General features: G+C 42.0%; 12 protein-coding genes, 1 rRNA gene and 1 riboswitch. Of the genes, 5 read left to right on the top strand and 8 right to left on the bottom strand.

Features of this window, described 5'->3' with window-relative positions; genetic code table 11:
* Nucleotides 1-428: ribosomal RNA gene (locus HRT96_RS10740) — 16S ribosomal RNA — on the bottom strand; the annotation flags it as partial.
* 531 nt (nucleotides 429-959) lie between these two features.
* On the opposite strand from HRT96_RS10740, the gene HRT96_RS10735 reads away from it, so the two are divergent.
* The gene (locus HRT96_RS10735; protein ID WP_293156152.1) at nucleotides 960-2,894 is read left to right on the top strand and encodes a methyl-accepting chemotaxis protein; all 1,935 of its coding nucleotides are present in this window, start codon (nucleotides 960-962) and stop codon (nucleotides 2,892-2,894) included.
* A gap of 16 nt (nucleotides 2,895-2,910) precedes the next feature.
* Here the strand turns inward: HRT96_RS10735 and HRT96_RS10730 are convergent, their stop codons facing one another.
* Nucleotides 2,911-3,447 (bottom strand): DUF924 family protein, encoded by a 537-nt coding sequence (locus tag HRT96_RS10730; protein ID WP_293156147.1) that lies wholly within the window; start codon nucleotides 3,445-3,447, stop codon nucleotides 2,911-2,913.
* A gap of 359 nt (nucleotides 3,448-3,806) precedes the next feature.
* On the opposite strand from HRT96_RS10730, the gene HRT96_RS10725 reads away from it, so the two are divergent.
* Nucleotides 3,807-5,009 (top strand): GAF domain-containing sensor histidine kinase, encoded by a 1,203-nt coding sequence (locus HRT96_RS10725; protein WP_293156144.1) that lies wholly within the window; start codon nucleotides 3,807-3,809, stop codon nucleotides 5,007-5,009.
* The gene (locus tag HRT96_RS10720; protein WP_293156141.1) at nucleotides 5,002-5,595 is read left to right on the top strand and encodes a response regulator transcription factor; all 594 of its coding nucleotides are present in this window, start codon (nucleotides 5,002-5,004) and stop codon (nucleotides 5,593-5,595) included. Before HRT96_RS10725 ends, HRT96_RS10720 begins: the two co-directional genes overlap by 8 nt.
* Nucleotides 5,596-5,826: 231 nt before the next feature.
* Here the strand turns inward: HRT96_RS10720 and HRT96_RS10715 are convergent, their stop codons facing one another.
* From HRT96_RS10715 to rluD, 4 genes are all read right to left on the bottom strand, one after another.
* A complete protein-coding gene (locus HRT96_RS10715) occupies nucleotides 5,827-7,269 on the bottom strand; it encodes a sodium:alanine symporter family protein (protein WP_293156138.1) in 1,443 nt (480 codons plus the stop codon).
* 124 nt (nucleotides 7,270-7,393) lie between these two features.
* A riboswitch (glycine riboswitch) is annotated at nucleotides 7,394-7,489 on the bottom strand.
* 269 nt (nucleotides 7,490-7,758) lie between these two features.
* Complete coding sequence (clpB, locus tag HRT96_RS10710) at nucleotides 7,759-10,332, bottom strand: ATP-dependent chaperone ClpB (RefSeq protein ID WP_293156135.1); 2,574 nt, start codon at nucleotides 10,330-10,332, stop codon at nucleotides 7,759-7,761.
* Between the two features lie 99 nt (nucleotides 10,333-10,431).
* Complete coding sequence (gene pgeF, locus HRT96_RS10705; RefSeq protein WP_293156132.1) at nucleotides 10,432-11,187, bottom strand: peptidoglycan editing factor PgeF; 756 nt, start codon at nucleotides 11,185-11,187, stop codon at nucleotides 10,432-10,434.
* A gap of 6 nt (nucleotides 11,188-11,193) precedes the next feature.
* Nucleotides 11,194-12,174, bottom strand: coding sequence for a 23S rRNA pseudouridine(1911/1915/1917) synthase RluD (gene rluD, locus HRT96_RS10700; RefSeq protein WP_006030047.1), 981 nt, complete (start codon nucleotides 12,172-12,174; stop codon nucleotides 11,194-11,196).
* Nucleotides 12,175-12,311: 137 nt separating this feature from the next.
* Here rluD and HRT96_RS10695 point away from each other — a divergent pair, with 137 nt between their 5' ends.
* A complete protein-coding gene (locus HRT96_RS10695; protein ID WP_293156128.1) occupies nucleotides 12,312-13,049 on the top strand; it encodes an outer membrane protein assembly factor BamD in 738 nt (245 codons plus the stop codon).
* Nucleotides 13,050-13,179: 130 nt separating this feature from the next.
* Here HRT96_RS10695 and hemE read toward each other — a convergent pair whose 3' ends face one another.
* Complete coding sequence (hemE, locus tag HRT96_RS10690) at nucleotides 13,180-14,244, bottom strand: uroporphyrinogen decarboxylase (RefSeq protein WP_293156126.1); 1,065 nt, start codon at nucleotides 14,242-14,244, stop codon at nucleotides 13,180-13,182.
* Nucleotides 14,245-14,750: 506 nt separating this feature from the next.
* On the opposite strand from hemE, the gene rsd reads away from it, so the two are divergent.
* Nucleotides 14,751-15,239, top strand: coding sequence for a sigma D regulator (rsd, locus tag HRT96_RS10685; protein WP_293156123.1), 489 nt, complete (start codon nucleotides 14,751-14,753; stop codon nucleotides 15,237-15,239).
* A gap of 154 nt (nucleotides 15,240-15,393) precedes the next feature.
* Here the strand turns inward: rsd and fkpA are convergent, their stop codons facing one another.
* On the bottom strand, nucleotides 15,394-16,146 hold the full coding sequence (gene fkpA, locus HRT96_RS10680) for an FKBP-type peptidyl-prolyl cis-trans isomerase (protein WP_293156120.1): 753 nt from the start codon (nucleotides 16,144-16,146) through the stop codon (nucleotides 15,394-15,396).
* Nucleotides 16,147-16,421: the final 275 nt, after the last annotated feature.

The following is a 16,421-nucleotide window of genomic DNA, read 5'->3' as shown; positions in this document are numbered from 1 at the left end:
ACCCTAAGGCCTTCTTCATACACGCGGTATGGCTGCATCAGAGTTTCCTCCATTGTGCAATATTCCCCACTGCTGCCTCCCGTAGGAGTCTGGACCGTGTCTCAGTTCCAGTGTGGCTGATCATCCTCTCAGACCAGCTAGGGATCGTCGCCTTGGTGAGCTCTTACCTCACCAACAAGCTAATCCCACTTGGGCTCATCTAGTCGCGAGAGCTTTCAAGAAGAGGCCCCCTTTCACCCGTAGGTCGTATGCGGTATTAGCAGTCGTTTCCAACTGTTGTCCCCCTCGACTAGGCAGATTCCCAAGCATTACTCACCCGTCCGCCGCTCGACGCCAGAATAGCAAGCTATTCTTCGTTTCCGCTCGACTTGCATGTGTTAAGCCTACCGCCAGCGTTCAATCTGAGCCATGATCAAACTCTTCAATTAAAAGTTTTTGACTAATCACCTAAGTGATTAAGTCGGCTCAATGAATTCTGTACTTCAACAACAAACCGAAGTTTGTTGTTTATAAAACCAAATCTTTCGATTTAATTTAATGTTCACAATTACATTGATATAATATTTGGTCATTATATCTCTGCAAGTGCTCACACAGATTGCTTGAATAAATTGTTAAAGAGCATACTGAGCGGCTGTTGCCGTGTCAGTGGGAGCGATTATAGCGATCTAGGTTATATTGGCAAGGGTTTTGCTAAAATTACTGACGGTTTCATTCGATTCGACTAAAAAACGCTCAAACAGCGTCATTTTAAGACTTTTAGCTAGTGAATAATGACCATAACCGTTTTTATAAGGAACACAATCCCCGTTCATCACCGAATACAGCGCCATATAATGATAGATATAGTGCTTAATCTACGTAATGACTCCAAACAGAGAGAAACAACATCAGATTCATATAACTGTCATCTTACCCTTTTACACTGCAATGCATTAACAGCTCAGCTTATCAGGATGATGACCTTGCGTATCACTACCTTTTCTCGGATCAGTTCACTTACTTTAATCGGCCTCTCGATCTTAATGACTTATACCCTTTATGGGAGCCACCAGCAGCTCAATCACCTTGACCAACAAAATTCCATGTTTGCGAAAATGAAAGAGCAAGTCACCATTAAGCTCAATCATTCCATCTCAGATTATTTACAACAAGGTAATACCACCGATTTACAACAAGCTGAACACATCATCACCCAACTAATCAATTCCCTCGAGCAACTGGCCAGCGCCATTGACACCAATGCATTAAGCAACGAGCTCAATCAATTTGCCACACTAGTTGAAGGACCATTACGTTCATCAGGTAAATTTGCGTCCGACCGTTTTCAACTACTGAATTTCAATGAGAAAGAGCTTGCTGATAACTTATCGCTATTAAAGCGCCAGTTATTACAAAATGACATACCATTGCGCCAACAAGATTTAATTCTGATCAGTGATATCCAAGCCAGCCTTGCGCATTTAACTAACCAACGCCAGCGCTACTTTAATCAGTTACAAACATCACAATGGCAAGAACTGTTATTAGTAGTAAAAGAAACAGCTCAGCTTATGACAAAGCTTTCGCAATTTACGCACTATGACCGCAAGCACGAACTTCTGATTGAAGATGATAATTTTTTAAACGACGAAGAAGATGAAGAGACTATTTTGATTGTTGATATCACCAATGAGCTCAGCAGCCTTATTAATCGCTATCCAAAAGAATTACTCAATACCAAAACGGTGCTTTCTAAACAAAATGATAATCAACAACGGGTATTAACCGCAATCAGTAATATTCAAGCGGCTATCTTAGCACTCGAAAAACCCGTTAATGATTATGCCAATAGCCAAAGACAACATACCTATTTATACCTTGCTGCTATCGCACTGAGTTTGATCTTATTTGGCATCGGATTATTTTATGCCGAAAAATATTGGGTCGTAAAACCGCTAAACAAATTAGATAAAGCCCTCGCCTCTTTAGTTGAAACGAATACGCGTGAACGCCTCACCTTTACCGACAACAAAAGTGAAATTGGTTTAATCGCGCTGCACTTTAATCAACTACTCGATAACGTAAAGCAAGAACAGCTCACCAAACTGACGCAAGTCGAACAAGTCACCCAAGCTTTAAACTTACTGCAAGATGATTTTCAATCCATTAGCCAATACTCACAAGCAAGCAGTAGTACCATCAATAATATTAGCAATGGCGTATCGGCGATTAATGCCTTAGCACAACAAATCGACACCGAAACTCAGTCGGTACATGACTTAACGCAGCAAACGAATCAACAAATGCATAAAGCCGCGACTCAGATCACCGACTTCAGTTTAGCAACTGAGCAGACCAAACAAGCAGGCACCGACAGTTTAAAAGCCATCAAAACCTTAAATACCAACATGGAAAATGTCGAAACAATTGTGGCCTCCATTCATCATATCGCTGATCAGACCAATTTATTGGCACTTAACGCGGCCATTGAAGCCGCACGAGCAGGTGAAAAAGGCCGTGGTTTTGCAGTCGTAGCGGATGAAGTACGTAATTTATCGAAAAAGACGCAACAGGCGCTTGAACAAATCAGTAACTTTCTCACTCAGCTAAAAAGTTCGAGTAAATCACTAGAGCAAGAAATTGATCATATCGCCGAGCGTTGCCAACAGCAGCTCGACAATGCGCAAGAGATGCACAAACAAATTAATAGCGTCATTCAACAATCTGAGCAATCACAACACAACGCGGCAAATAGTAGTCACAATACTCGCCAGCAAGTCGGCTATATTAAAGTAGTTAATGATCAAATGCAGGCGCTGCAAAATCACAGTGAAGATACCCGCCATAAAACCCAATCAGCACAACAACAGGTATCCACACAAGTGCAGCAGATATTAACTATCTTTGCCTAGACCTAGACATTAAAAATTAAAAACTTGAGTCTGGCGTATCGAGAAACGCCAGTTCTTCGACTGTCGATTTCCGGCCTAAAATAGTATTACGGTGCGGATAACGGCCAAACTGTTCGATAATCGCTTGATGTTGTAATTCAAAATCAAGGTTAGTTTGAATATCATTACCTTGATATAAAAATACCGCTTGTTGATGGATTATTGCAGATTCACTGTGCATAAAAGGCAAATAAACAAAGCTACATTGTAGCTGCGAAAGTTCTTTATCTGCACCAAAAGCGATAGCCTCTTGAGCAAGTACTAACGCCATATTGTCATAAAAAAATGCGCGCGGAGTATCACGGAACATGTTTCGCGAAAACTGATCCAAAATGATAATTTCAGCTAGCCTCCCTTCAGCACTGCGACGCCAATGAAATAATTCCCCCGCAATAGCGCGCTGATGCAATTCACTAAAACGAGTGATAATGGTCTGATCAAACTCGCTATCTTTAATCCACCACTTGGCTGGGTTAATGTCTTCAAACCAAAACTTAATCACGTCTTTATACATAGCTAAAATCCATCTCCTATGACTCCACCAATTGAGTATAGGTTAACGTGAAACACAGAGCCCACTCTATAATTTAACGCAGATCTCAAATTTCATATTTATGTGCGATATTTATGTATTTATAGCGAATGATACAGTGCAGGTCTAAAGACTACATTAACGAAAAAAACTGTGACACGTATCAAAGCCAGTGCCTACAAAAGGCATATATATTAAACTCACAGCTTAACTCCTCGTAGAATTGCTAGATTTAACCATGTTTACTAATTTTTAATAGCCAAATCACATGCATCAGGCTAATAATATATTGTGGTAATGAAGCAGTGACGAATACCTAACACCCTATGAGGACTATGCCTATGCAAAAACAGCCAAAGATAAATGCGACAGGCTTGAGTATCGAACAATTTACCATTGAGGTATCAAATTGGTTACTGGAAAACGATACCGCAGATTTACTTCGTGCAATTGAGTCTTCATTAACTGCTTTTTTGCCTTACATCCAAGTACAACGCATGTCATTGGTTCGTTTAACCCCAGATAACCGCTTTGAAGGCGCGCTTGCTGTTGCGGCGCCCGGTTACCAGCCCATCTCGTTACCAGCACAAGGACTCTACTCACCTTATCTGGAGCAGATAAGTAAAGGCGAACTCATTATTGTCGAAGGTAATCTGCTCGATATTATAAATCATGATGAATTGCTGCTCCAAAAGATGGAAGGGATCATTGCGCATATTGTCGTCCCCTTTCGTGTACGCGGGCGTATTTGGGGCGGCATTACGGCGAGCCGTTATCTAGAACCCGTGCATTGGCAAGCAGAAACCATCACGCATATCCGGAGTTTTGGACAGCTCCTCGCGGCCACTTACGAGCGTTATGCCTATTGGGAAAAGCTGCAACATAAAAATAAGAAACTCGAATTATTATCACGACATTTAATGGATAGCCAAGAAACCGAACGCCGTATGTTATCCCGTGAACTGCATGACAATTTTTCACAACGCATGGCGCTATTAACCATCAAAGCCTCGTCGCTAACCAATCGTTTAACCGATGCCGAGGATAAAAAATCAGCCTGCGTATTACATCAAGAGATCCAAGATCTTGCCAAAGATATGCAAGCGTTATCACGATCCTTACACCCGGCGATATTAGAAGATTTAGGGCTAATCGTCGCACTTAAAGCCGAATGCCGACGCTTGTCTACCATCAAAAACATTGATATTCAAACCTTGTTCGACCCTATTCCAGCGATTAACAAAGTGCTATCCCTAAATCTGTATCGCATATTACAAGAAGCATTAAACAACGTTGCCAAGCATGCGCAAGCCTCTGCAGTCTTTGTCTTATTACAAGAAGAGCAAGGCAATTTATACTTTCAAATTATCGATGATGGTATTGGCTGTGATCTCACCCTTACAGAGAATATAGGCAGTCTCGGTTTAATCAGTATTCAAGAACGGGCCCAATTGTTTAATGGTACTGCCACGTTTAGTTCTACTGAAGATGGCGGTTTTATCGTCGATATAATGATCCCTACCATAGAGGAATATTATGAGTAATATAATTTTAGCCGACGATCACCTAATTGTGGCACAAGGCATTGCCAGTATTTTACAACCTGAACATCAGATTTTAGCGATTGCCAAAGATGGCTTAGAATTGGTGGAACTTGTCAAACAGCATCAACCGGATTTAGTGATCACCGATATTAGCATGCCGGACATGACCGGGATCGCAGCGATTGCGGCAGTAAAACGGATTAATAAAACCGTGAAGATTATTTGTCTCACCATGCATGATGAACAAGAATATGCCGAAGGTGCGATAGCCGCGGGCGCAAAAGGTTATGTATTAAAACATGAAGCCAGCGAAAGCCTCATCGAAGCAGTAAACCAAGTACTAAATGGTGGGACATATATTTCTACTTCGATCACGGTGGATACCGACAAACCCAAGTTGTCTTCTCGTCAAATCAGTGTATTACGGTTATTAGCGCAAGGTAAATCAGCCCGCCAAGTCGCAGATGACCTGTTTATTTCCCCGCGCACTGTCGAATTTCATAAATATTCAATCATGAAATTAGTCAATGCAAAAACCAGTGCCGAATTGATCCAATATGCACTTAATCATGGATTAATGGATTAAATCAACTTCTCTTGTTTATCGTTGTCATCAACAACTGTAATAAACTTACAATAAAAATGTAATTTAATTACGTAAATTTATTACAACAACAATTACAACTTAATATTTAACTTAAAATCAAAACCTTACAAACATAAAACGAAAAATACAACGTTGCAACATTTACATAACCTCGTCCAGAAGCCGACGAGAGACAATAAAAAACAGCATTTTATTGCCTCTACATCATCGCTATACGGTTTGCTGTTCTAGCGTTAGTTTATCAAAGAATAATTTGGTTTCGGCAATCACCACATGGCGTAAACCAATTAAACCAATTAAGTTCGGGATCGCCATTAAGCCATTCACAATATCGGCCAAGATCCAAATCAGATCCAACTGTAAGAATGCACCACCAGCGACCAACAAAATATAGAAATACTTGTAAGGTTTAATGCCTTTCTGACCAAACAGATATTGCACACAACGTTCGCCATAGTAGTTCCAACCGAGAATAGTGGTAAAGGCGAAAAATACGAGTCCTAAGGTAATAACGTATTGGCCAATTAACGGTGATAAACCTTGTTCAAATGCGAGCGTTGTCATCGCTGCACCAGATGTTTCACCACTCCATACCCCAGTTAACACCAATGTGAGACCTGTCATGGTACAAATAATGATGGTATCGAAGAAGGTACCAGTCATTGAAATCAGCCCCTGCTTCACACAGGAATCTGTTTTTGCTGCCGCAGCTGCAATCGGCGCACTGCCTAAACCGGACTCATTAGAAAACACACCACGCGCCACACCACTTTGAATAGCCAACATCACAGTCGCGCCTAAGAAACCACCAGTTGCAGCTGTTGGCGTAAAGGCACTGCTGATCACTAAACCAATTGCATCAGGCACCGCCTCGATATTAAATAATAGAACCAACAACGATGCGAATACATAACATACCGCCATAAATGGCACAGTACGTTGAGCAATAGCTGAAATAGAGCGAATACCACCTAAGGTCACCATCGCGACTAATACCGTCAGTATCGCCGCAGATAACCACACCGGAATATTAAACGAGATCTGCACTGCATCAGTAATAGCATTCACTTGTGGAAAAGTACCAATACCAAAACACGCCACACCAATACCAAACAGGGCAAAAGCTTTCGCTAGCCAACGACTACCCAAACCATGTTCAAGATAATACATAGGACCGCCCGCCATTTGCCCATTTTCATCAACAACACGGTATTTCACCGCCAATAAACATTCCGCATATTTGGTCGCCATACCAAAAAAGGCCGCTACCCACATCCAGAATAATGCACCGGGACCACCCATTTTAATCGCAGTAGCAACACCGACAATATTACCAGTACCGATAGTGGCAGAAAGTGCGGTGCATAATGCAGCAAAGCTACTGATATCGCCCTGCTTTTTATTATGCAGATCGTTGTCGTCTTTATCACCTGAAAACAGGTACTTTAGCGCTAACGGTAATTTGGTGATTTGTAAAAAGCCTAAACGCAAAGTGAGATACATACCAGTGCCGACCAAAAGTAATAATAATGGCGGACCCCAAATAAAATGATCGATGCTTTGCAGGGTATTTTGTAGGGTTTCTAATAAAGAAGGTGGTGGTGCTGTTTGTAGTAAAGAAAATTGTAGTACTGTTAATTGTAAATAGTGCATTAAAATCATTCCTCGAGAATGTGAATCTGAGGAGGATGTAATTATTCAAGATGGGTAAACGAAGCAAAAAAACCACAGCAAAAGCCACAGCAAAAAGCAGACGTGAAAGTACGCAAAAAAAATAATCCTATCCTCTGTCCTTTGTACCTGAGAGTTTCAACGACATTGTCGATTTGCTCCTTCGGCGTCCAATTTAATGGATCTCTCCAGAGGCTCGTCCAGTAACAGTCCATGCTTTTTCTTGCGAAATAAAGCGCCTGAAAGATTTACTTCTTCGGCGGGCACATTGGCCACTCTCCTGCTACCTTCATCCGAACTTAGTGTGGATATACCGCAGTATCAAACACTGCGAATCAACAAATACTAGCACGTATAACTTCAACAGAAACCAATATAGTAGTTTTAATGATTAACAATTAATCTTTAGGCAGAAAAAAGCCCTGTTAATCAGAGCTACTTTAATTATGTGTTTTTCATGGTCATTAGCGATTATTGACTAACGCTTAACTCATCATCAACCACACTTATCTTAATCTGTTTACCCGGGACCACATCACCGGCCAAAATAGCATTGGCTAAGCGGTTTTCGACTTGTTTCTGTAATACCCGTTTTAGCGGTCTGGCACCAAATAACGGATCAAATCCCGCATCGGCTAATTTAGCTAAGGCACCGGCGGTGATCGACAAGCTATAACCCAGTTGTTTTAATCGCGCTTCTAACGATTTTAACTGGATCACGGCAATTTTCTCGATGTGACTACGCCCTAGGGGATGGAACACCACGGTATCATCGATACGGTTAATAAACTCGGGACGGAAGCTTTGCCCAAGCAACTCTAACAAGCGTAATTTCACCGTATTATAGTCATGCTTCCCATACTCTTCTTGAATGATATCCGAGCCCAAGTTAGATGTCATAATGATCACCGTATTGCGGAAATTAACGGTTCGTCCCTGACCATCCGTCAAGCGACCATCATCCAACACTTGTAATAAAATATTGAAAATATCAGGATGGGCTTTTTCAATCTCATCGAGTAAAATCACTGAATATGGTTTACGGCGTACCGCTTCAGTCAGGTAACCGCCTTCTTCATAACCGACATAACCAGGAGGCGCACCAATCAAACGAGCAACAGAATGCTTCTCCATAAATTCAGACATATCAAGGCGGATCATGGCCTGGTCTGAATCAAAGATAAAATCAGCTAAGGCTTTGCATACTTCAGTTTTACCGACACCCGTTGGCCCCATGAATAAAAAAGATCCCATCGGACGGTTTGGATCAGCGAGACCGGCACGGCTGCGGCGTATCGCATTAGATACCACGCTGATCGCTTCGGCTTGACCAATCACCCGTTGATGTAAGTTATCTTCCATCGCCAGCAGCTTTTCTTTTTCCCCTTCCAGCATGCGGTGTACCGGGATCCCGGTCCAACGCGATAAAATATCGGCGATCTCGGCTTCTCCCACCTTATGCTTTAACAAGGTCATGTCTTGCATTTCTGCTTGCGCAGCTAAATCCAATTGTTTTTCTAACATCGGGATCGTGCCGTATTGCAGTTCAGACATTTTATTTAAATCGCTGGCACGTCTGGCCATATCCAGTTCAACACGGGCTTTATCTAATGCTGATTTAATGTGTTTAGTACCAGAAAGCGCGGCTTTTTCAGTCCGCCAAATCTCATCGAGCTCGTTAAACTTATCTTGCTTCTCAGCCAATTCCTCAGCAATCGTCGATAAACGTTTAATACTGGCAGAATCATCTTCTTTTTCCAGCGCTTGTCGCTCAATTTTAAGTTGGATAATACGACGTTCTAATTTATCTAACGCTTCTGGTTTTGAGTCCATTTGTAAGCGAATAGACGATGCCGCTTCATCGATCAGATCAATGGCTTTATCGGGCAATTGACGATCGGAAATATAACGATGAGACAAGGTCGCCGCCGCCACAATGGCGGGATCGGTAATATCAACATTATGATGTAGTTCATAGCGTGATTTTAAACCACGTAAGATAGCAATGGTGTCTTCAACACTTGGCTCTTCAATCAATACTTTTTGAAAACGACGTTCAAGTGCCGCATCTTTTTCAATATATTTACGGTATTCATCAAGGGTGGTCGCGCCCATGCAATGTAATTCACCACGTGCTAATGCCGGTTTTAGCATGTTGCCGGCATCCATCGCGCCCTCACCTTTACCGGCGCCGACCATGGTATGTAGTTCATCAATAAACAGTATCGTTTGGCCTTCGGTTTGCGCCAGTTCTTTGATCACTGATTTTAACCGTTCTTCAAATTCACCACGGTATTTAGCCCCCGCAATCAAGGCCCCCATGTCCAGTGATAACACGCGTTTATTCTTTAAACCTTCAGGTACTTCGCCATTCACAATACGCTGTGCCAAACCTTCGGCAATCGCGGTTTTACCTACCCCCGGCTCACCAATTAATACCGGATTATTCTTAGTCCGGCGTTGTAATACCTGGATCACACGGCGGATCTCGTCATCCCGGCCAATCACGGGATCAAGCTTACCGACTTCAGCACGTTCAGTCAGATCTAAGGTATATTTGGCTAATGCTTCACGTTGCTCTTCCGCGCCTTGGTCATTCACTTTGTCACCACCACGGATCACGTCAATCGCTTCTTCGACTAGCTTACGCGACCCACCTGCTTTGCGTAATAATTGCCCTAAACGGCCTTTATCCTCAACCGCAGCAAGGACAAACATCTCTGAAGCAATAAATTTATCTTTACGTTTTTGGGCAAACTTATCACACAAGTTTAATAACATATTCAAGGCTGACGATAATTGGAGATCGCCTTGGGTACCTTGCACTTGTGGTAAGCGGTCTAACTCATCGGCTAATTGCCAGCGCAATGCATTGGCATCAATAGCGGCAGCGGTCAGTAATGGGCGAATAGAGCTGTGGTCTTGGTTTAATAACGCGGTCATCAAGTGAATGGGTTCGATAAATTGATTATCTTTACCCAGAGCAAGTGACTGCGCATCAGAAATAGCCATTTGGAATTTGGTGGTAAGTTGATCTAAGCGCATAACGATGTCCTATCGGTCGTGGCTATAATTATAGTCATTTAATTTAGTTGAGTATGTTTAGCAAGGCACTAAAACCCATAGTTCTTATTTGGGGATTATTTATTGAATTTCAAGGTAAATCAAACTAGCCTGGCGACCTGTTTGGTGATCTCGTCGATAAGAATAGAATAACTCAGTTTCACGGTAAGTACAGTGGTCACCACCGTAAATATCTGCCGCCTTAACGGTTAGCGCTTGTAGACGTTGACGCGCTAATACATATAAATCAGCTAACCATTTATCACCGTCGGCAATAAAAGCGCAGCTTGCTTGCAGATCATGCGCCATAAAGGCATCACGTACTTCACTACCCACTTGAAAATGCGTTTGGCTAATTGCTGGACCTAGCCAGACTAATAAATCACCGGGTGGTGCGGTCAGTTTGGCAAGGGTGTGCTCAATAATACCATCGAGTAAACCACGCCAACCGGCATGAATAGCGGCGACTTGCGTGCCCGCTTTATCGCAAATTAAGAGCGGTAAACAGTCCGCTGTCATCACTAAACAAACTTGCCCCGTCATGTGAGTGACAGACGCATCAGCAGCGGTAAGTTGCTCGCCATGGTGGGATTGCCCCACCAGACTAACAACTGTCGTACTGTGCGTTTGATTCAACCAATAAGGCTGTTGTGGCAAATTAGCCGCTGTCATTAACAACTGCCGATTTTGCCATACCAACTGCTTGTCATCTTGCACATGCAGGCCTAAATTTAGCCCTGCATAGGGCACATGACTGACACCACCTTCACGAGTCGTGCTTAGCGCCTTAACATTACTTGGCGCTGGCCAGTTAGGTTGAATCAAACGAGGCATCATCAATGCTTAACTAATGTAATCATCAACCATATTTAACGCGGTATCTTCACGTAGGATATGAATTAAAGTATTCATATCAGACGGACGTTCTGCGCGCCACATCATCATTTCACCTGTTACTGGGTGCTCTAATTTCAGCATACGTGCATGTAGCGCCTGACGACCGAAACCACGCAGTGCTAAGATCAATGTATCCGTTGCATTGCTTGGTGGCTTTGGACGACCAGCATACACAGTATCACCAACGATAGGATGCATAATATGAGTCATGTGTACACGAATTTGGTGAGTACGACCTGATTCAAGACGCAGTCTTAATAACGAATGTGCACGGTATTTTTCAGCAACACGGTAATGTGTTTTTGCTGGTTTACCCAATGGACGAACAGCCATTTGCGTACGTTTAGTGGCGTGACGACCGATTGGCTCATCAACAAAACCACCCGCAGTCATAGTACCTGATACAACCGCTTCGTATTCACGCGTAATACGACGAGCCTGTAGCGCAGTAACTAAATGCGTTTGGGCGGGAATTGTTTTCGCAATCACCATCAAACCAGTTGTGTCTTTATCGAGACGGTGAACAATACCAGCACGTGGCACGTCAATAATGTCTGGATAATGGAATAACAATGCATTAAGCACTGTGCCATCTGGGTTACCTGCACCTGGGTGCACAACAAAACCAGCTGGTTTGTTGATAACAAGAATGTCATCATCTTCATACACGATAACAAGAGGCAGATCTTGTGGCTCGTAACGCACTTCTTCGTCAACTTCTGCGTTTAAGATAATTTTATCGCCGTATTGCATTTTTTCACGTGCTTTAACGACAACGTTGCCATTTAAGTTAACAAATCCTGCAAGAATCCATTCTTTCAGACGTGTACGAGAATAATCTGGGAACATCTCGGCTAAAACTTGGTCTAAACGTTGACCGACTTGGTGTTCTGCAACAACGGCAGAAAGTTCGATATGTTGGCTCATAGGTAGCAGGGACCCTCTTCGGTCCTAATTTTCAGTATAATTACAGGATTCAGGCTATTTTAGCCTTTTATTTTGCTGTAGCATATTAGCTACATAACTATTTTTCGCATTAAGCAATTTGGAATAAATCCAACCTAATGAAAAAATCAATAAAATTAGCCATAAGTTTATCGCTCGCACTGGTTATGGCAACCGGTTGCTCTTCAAAATCAGAGCCAAACGTACCAGATAAACCAGCCATTGAGCTGTACAGCATCGCTCAACAATCGTTACAAGCGGGTAATTTTGTGTCCGCAATTGAAACGCTTGAAGCGCTTGATACACGTTACCCATTTGGCCCGCACACAGTGCAAGTGCAGTTAGACTTGATCTATGCTTACTACAAGAATAGTGACACAGCACAGGCATTGGCCAATATAGATCGCTTTATTCGCTTAAATCCAAGCCATAAAGACATAGACTATGTCTACTATATGCGTGGACTTACCAATATGGGCGCGGATTATAACCTATTTCATGACCTATTTAATATAGATCGTTCAGATCGAGACCCAAGTTATGCAAATGCGGCCTTCAATGACTTCACTCGCTTAATCAAGCGCTACCCACAAAGTGAGTATGTTGCTGATGCGCAGAAACGTGCGATTGCGATTAAAAATCGCCTAGCGCGTTATGAGTTATCTGCCGCAGAATATTACATGAAACGTAAGGCTTACATCGCTGCGATCCAACGTGCACAACACATTATCGATAATTTTGCGAATACAGAATCACGTATCGGAGCATTAAAAGTAATGATTAAAGCGTACGATATTTTAGAGCAACCAACGCTGAAAGCCAATGCTAAAAAAATCTTAGCGGCTAACGCCAGTTAATGCTGAGTGCATCTCACGATGATTATTATCGCTAAAAATAAAATATAAAAAAACGGCGCCTATGTAAATAGACGCCGTTTTTGTTTGTATTTATGACATTAAGCCTAACGCTACCGTACTAAGCCTACGCCTATTTATGGTATTGCTTACTCAATTCACCAACCGCGTCGATGAATACACCTGCTTTTTCAGGTTCAACATCTAAATGGATACCGTGACCTAAGTTCATCACGTGGCCATTACCTGTACCAAAACCAGCTAAGATCGTGCTTACTTCTTCACGAATACGTTCTGGCGATGCATACAGCATTGAAGGGTCCATATTACCTTGCAGCGCAACTTTATCACCAACACGTGCTTTAGCTTCAGCAATATCAATGGTCCAATCTAAACCAATCGCATCACAACCGGTTGCCGCGATCTGCTCGATCCATTGACCACCGTTCTTGGTAAACAAAGTAACCGGTACTTTACGGCCATCGTTGAAACGCGTTAAGCCATCAACAATTTTATGCATGTACTGTAGTGAGAAGTCTTTGTAATCACGTGGTGACAATACGCCACCCCAAGTATCAAATACCATCACAGATTGTGCACCCGCAGCAATTTGCGCATTCAGGTAAGAGATAACAGAATCGGCTAACTTATCTAATAATAAGTGTAACGTTTGTGGTTCAGCAAATCCCATCTTCTTAATTTTAGTGAAGGTTTTAGTACCGCTACCTTCAACCATATAAGTTGCTAACGTCCACGGGCTACCAGAAAAACCAATTAACGGCACTGAACCATTAAGATTTTTACGAATAGTACGCACCGCGTTCATCACATATTGTAATTCGCCTTCTGGATCTGGCATACCGATTTTATCAACGTCTGCTTTACACGTGATCGGACGCTCAAATTTAGGGCCTTCACCTTCTGAAAAATACAAACCTAACCCCATAGCGTCAGGGATAGTTAAGATATCAGAAAACAGAATAGCCGCATCAAGTGGAAAACGGCGTAATGGTTGTAACGTTACTTCACAAGCAAGTTCTGCATTTTTACACAGCGACATAAAGTCACCCGCTTCAGCGCGCGTTGCTTTATATTCTGGTAAATAACGGCCTGCTTGGCGCATCATCCATACTGGTGTTTGGTCTACCGATTCTTTGGCTAACGCACGTAAATAACGATCATTCTTTAACTCGCTCATATCCTTTCCTGAATTGCGGCTCTAATATGGCGTGATTGTAACATTATTCAACAATTGACAAAATATCTGACGCCACTTTCATGGTTAATTTAACCACAAGTTGATCCCAACACGGCATTCGTCGCCAAAATACAAAATAACACACCAAAATTGACACTTCAGCGGAGAAAAAAACAACAAATTTGCAACCTCAGCAACACGCCAATCTCAGACCATTTTTATTTAGGTAACTAATTTGCACAATTATCAGTAACTGAATCAGAGACATCAATCACAATTACTTAACAAGCATAACGAACAAAATCAAAAATCAGTCATAACAAACACTTATGTGCTATTATTAGACCTACAACAGTTTTCAATTCGTCGCCGTGCTTTAGCAGACATATCTGTTATTGCGGCACTAATTAATCAGGTTTGACCAGATAAAATAGTGTTGACGTTTTACGGTAAAAAATTTAGTAATAGGACACCTTAGTTTTTTAAGGGTACATGGAGTAAGTCATATGTTAACCAAATTAGAACAAGCGCAACAAGCTTGGGGCGGTACGCACAACGCCATTGATCATTGGCTCGAAGAGCGACAAGAATTGATTGTCGATTATTGCAAACTCGAAGGCTTACCCCCATTTGAAAAAACCGCCGCACTACCCAGTAAAGATGAACTACAAGCCTTTTGCCAAATTTTAATCGATTATCTATCAACAGGTCATTTTGAAGTTTACGATCAAATCGTCTCTCAATGTGCCGAGTACAGCACCCAAAGTCTGAAACTTGCGCAAGAAATCCAACCGAGGATCGTATTAACAACCGAAGCACTGGTTGAGTTCAACGATAAATATGCTGAAGGCAATCAAGATGACGATGCATTAATCATGTCTTTAGATAATGATATGTCGAAAGTAGGCGAACTATTAGAACAGCGTTTTGAATTAGAAGATCAACTGCTATATACCCTAGCAACCTATCACCGCGAAGTTGTCGGCGCAGAATAACGACCAGAATAAAATAGAATAAGTATCCATGTGCAGATAAATAGACGGCTAATAAAAAACCCATTCACACGATTAATATGAATGGGTTTGGATAAGAGCACGCACAAAACAACAGTCACCGAATGACTCGGCTACTGGATTTTAAAACGTTTAATTATTTTTCTTGTCCCGCAATTTCGATCAATTCAACTTCAAATACCAATGTTGAATTTGGTGGGATATCGGCACCCGCACCTTGTGCGCCATAACCTAGCTCAGATGGGATGTATAATTTATACTTGCTGCCCACGTTCATGAGTGAAACACCTTCAGTCCAACCAGGGATCACACGATTAAGTGCAAATGTTGCTGGTTCGCCACGTTCGACAGAACTATCAAATACCGAACCGTCTAATAGTGAACCGGTGTAATGCACAGTTACGGTATCATCAGGCGATGCAAGTTCACCTTCACCAGCCGTGAGTACTTCATATTGAAGACCTGAGTCGGTAGTTGTAATACCTTCTTTCTTACCGTTTTCAGCAAAAAAACTAGCGGCTTCAGCTTCCAGTTTTTCACCTTCGATACGAGCTGCTTCCGTTGAAAGCGTATTCATTTTTTCGTCATACGCTTTTAATACAGCTTGTAGCTCTTCATCAGATAATTGCGTAGATTCATTTAACGCATCAGTAATACCTTGGACGATGATGTCCTTATCTAATGGTGCACCTAGCTCTTCTTGACGCTTAAGGGGTGCCACCAAGTTGCGTGCAACGATTGAACCAATTGCATAAGCCGCTTGTTGATCTTCACTGTATGTCTTAATGTCTGTTATTTTTTCTGCTGGCGCTTCTGGTGCTTCTTGACCACATGCAGCCAACAGAGATACTGCTGAAGCGAGTATCGTTACTTTAAAAAATTTTTTCATCGAAATACCTAATTAAAATAATGCCGTGTAATTCCACAACTACGTGCTAAGTTACTTATACCTAAACTACGTCTAAGTTACTTAATTCCTAAACCCTACGAGTTATCATAACTATTTGATGCTTCCATACAAGATATTAACCACTATAAATACTAAAAATGATAATTCACTCTACTTTACTTAGTTTTACATCCTATCTAGGCTAGTATTTCAGCTCAAATAAATCGACATTACATGTTAAGCTTAATTCAGAAAATTATAGCCATAGCGGAAAA

Source organism: Moritella sp., from assembly GCF_013215705.1.
Taxonomy (GTDB): Bacteria; Pseudomonadota; Gammaproteobacteria; order Enterobacterales; family Moritellaceae; genus Moritella.
Note: the sequence above shows the minus strand (reverse complement) of the source record. Positions and strands in the feature narration are given on the sequence as shown.

Excerpts from the sequence above, each read along its gene's own strand:
- HRT96_RS10735 (WP_293156152.1), top strand. The coding sequence starts at position 960 with ATGACCTTGCGTATCACTACCTTTTCTCGGATCAGTTCACTTACTTTA.
- HRT96_RS10730 (WP_293156147.1), bottom strand. The coding sequence starts at position 3,447 with ATGTATAAAGACGTGATTAAGTTTTGGTTTGAAGACATTAACCCAGCC.
- HRT96_RS10725 (WP_293156144.1), top strand. The coding sequence starts at position 3,807 with ATGCAAAAACAGCCAAAGATAAATGCGACAGGCTTGAGTATCGAACAA.
- HRT96_RS10720 (WP_293156141.1), top strand. The coding sequence starts at position 5,002 with ATGAGTAATATAATTTTAGCCGACGATCACCTAATTGTGGCACAAGGC.
- HRT96_RS10715 (WP_293156138.1), bottom strand. The coding sequence starts at position 7,269 with ATGCACTATTTACAATTAACAGTACTACAATTTTCTTTACTACAAACA.
- clpB (WP_293156135.1), bottom strand. The coding sequence starts at position 10,332 with ATGCGCTTAGATCAACTTACCACCAAATTCCAAATGGCTATTTCTGAT.
- pgeF (WP_293156132.1), bottom strand. The coding sequence starts at position 11,187 with ATGATGCCTCGTTTGATTCAACCTAACTGGCCAGCGCCAAGTAATGTT.
- rluD (WP_006030047.1), bottom strand. The coding sequence starts at position 12,174 with ATGAGCCAACATATCGAACTTTCTGCCGTTGTTGCAGAACACCAAGTC.
- HRT96_RS10695 (WP_293156128.1), top strand. The coding sequence starts at position 12,312 with ATGAAAAAATCAATAAAATTAGCCATAAGTTTATCGCTCGCACTGGTT.
- hemE (WP_293156126.1), bottom strand. The coding sequence starts at position 14,244 with ATGAGCGAGTTAAAGAATGATCGTTATTTACGTGCGTTAGCCAAAGAA.
- rsd (WP_293156123.1), top strand. The coding sequence starts at position 14,751 with ATGTTAACCAAATTAGAACAAGCGCAACAAGCTTGGGGCGGTACGCAC.
- fkpA (WP_293156120.1), bottom strand. The coding sequence starts at position 16,146 with ATGAAAAAATTTTTTAAAGTAACGATACTCGCTTCAGCAGTATCTCTG.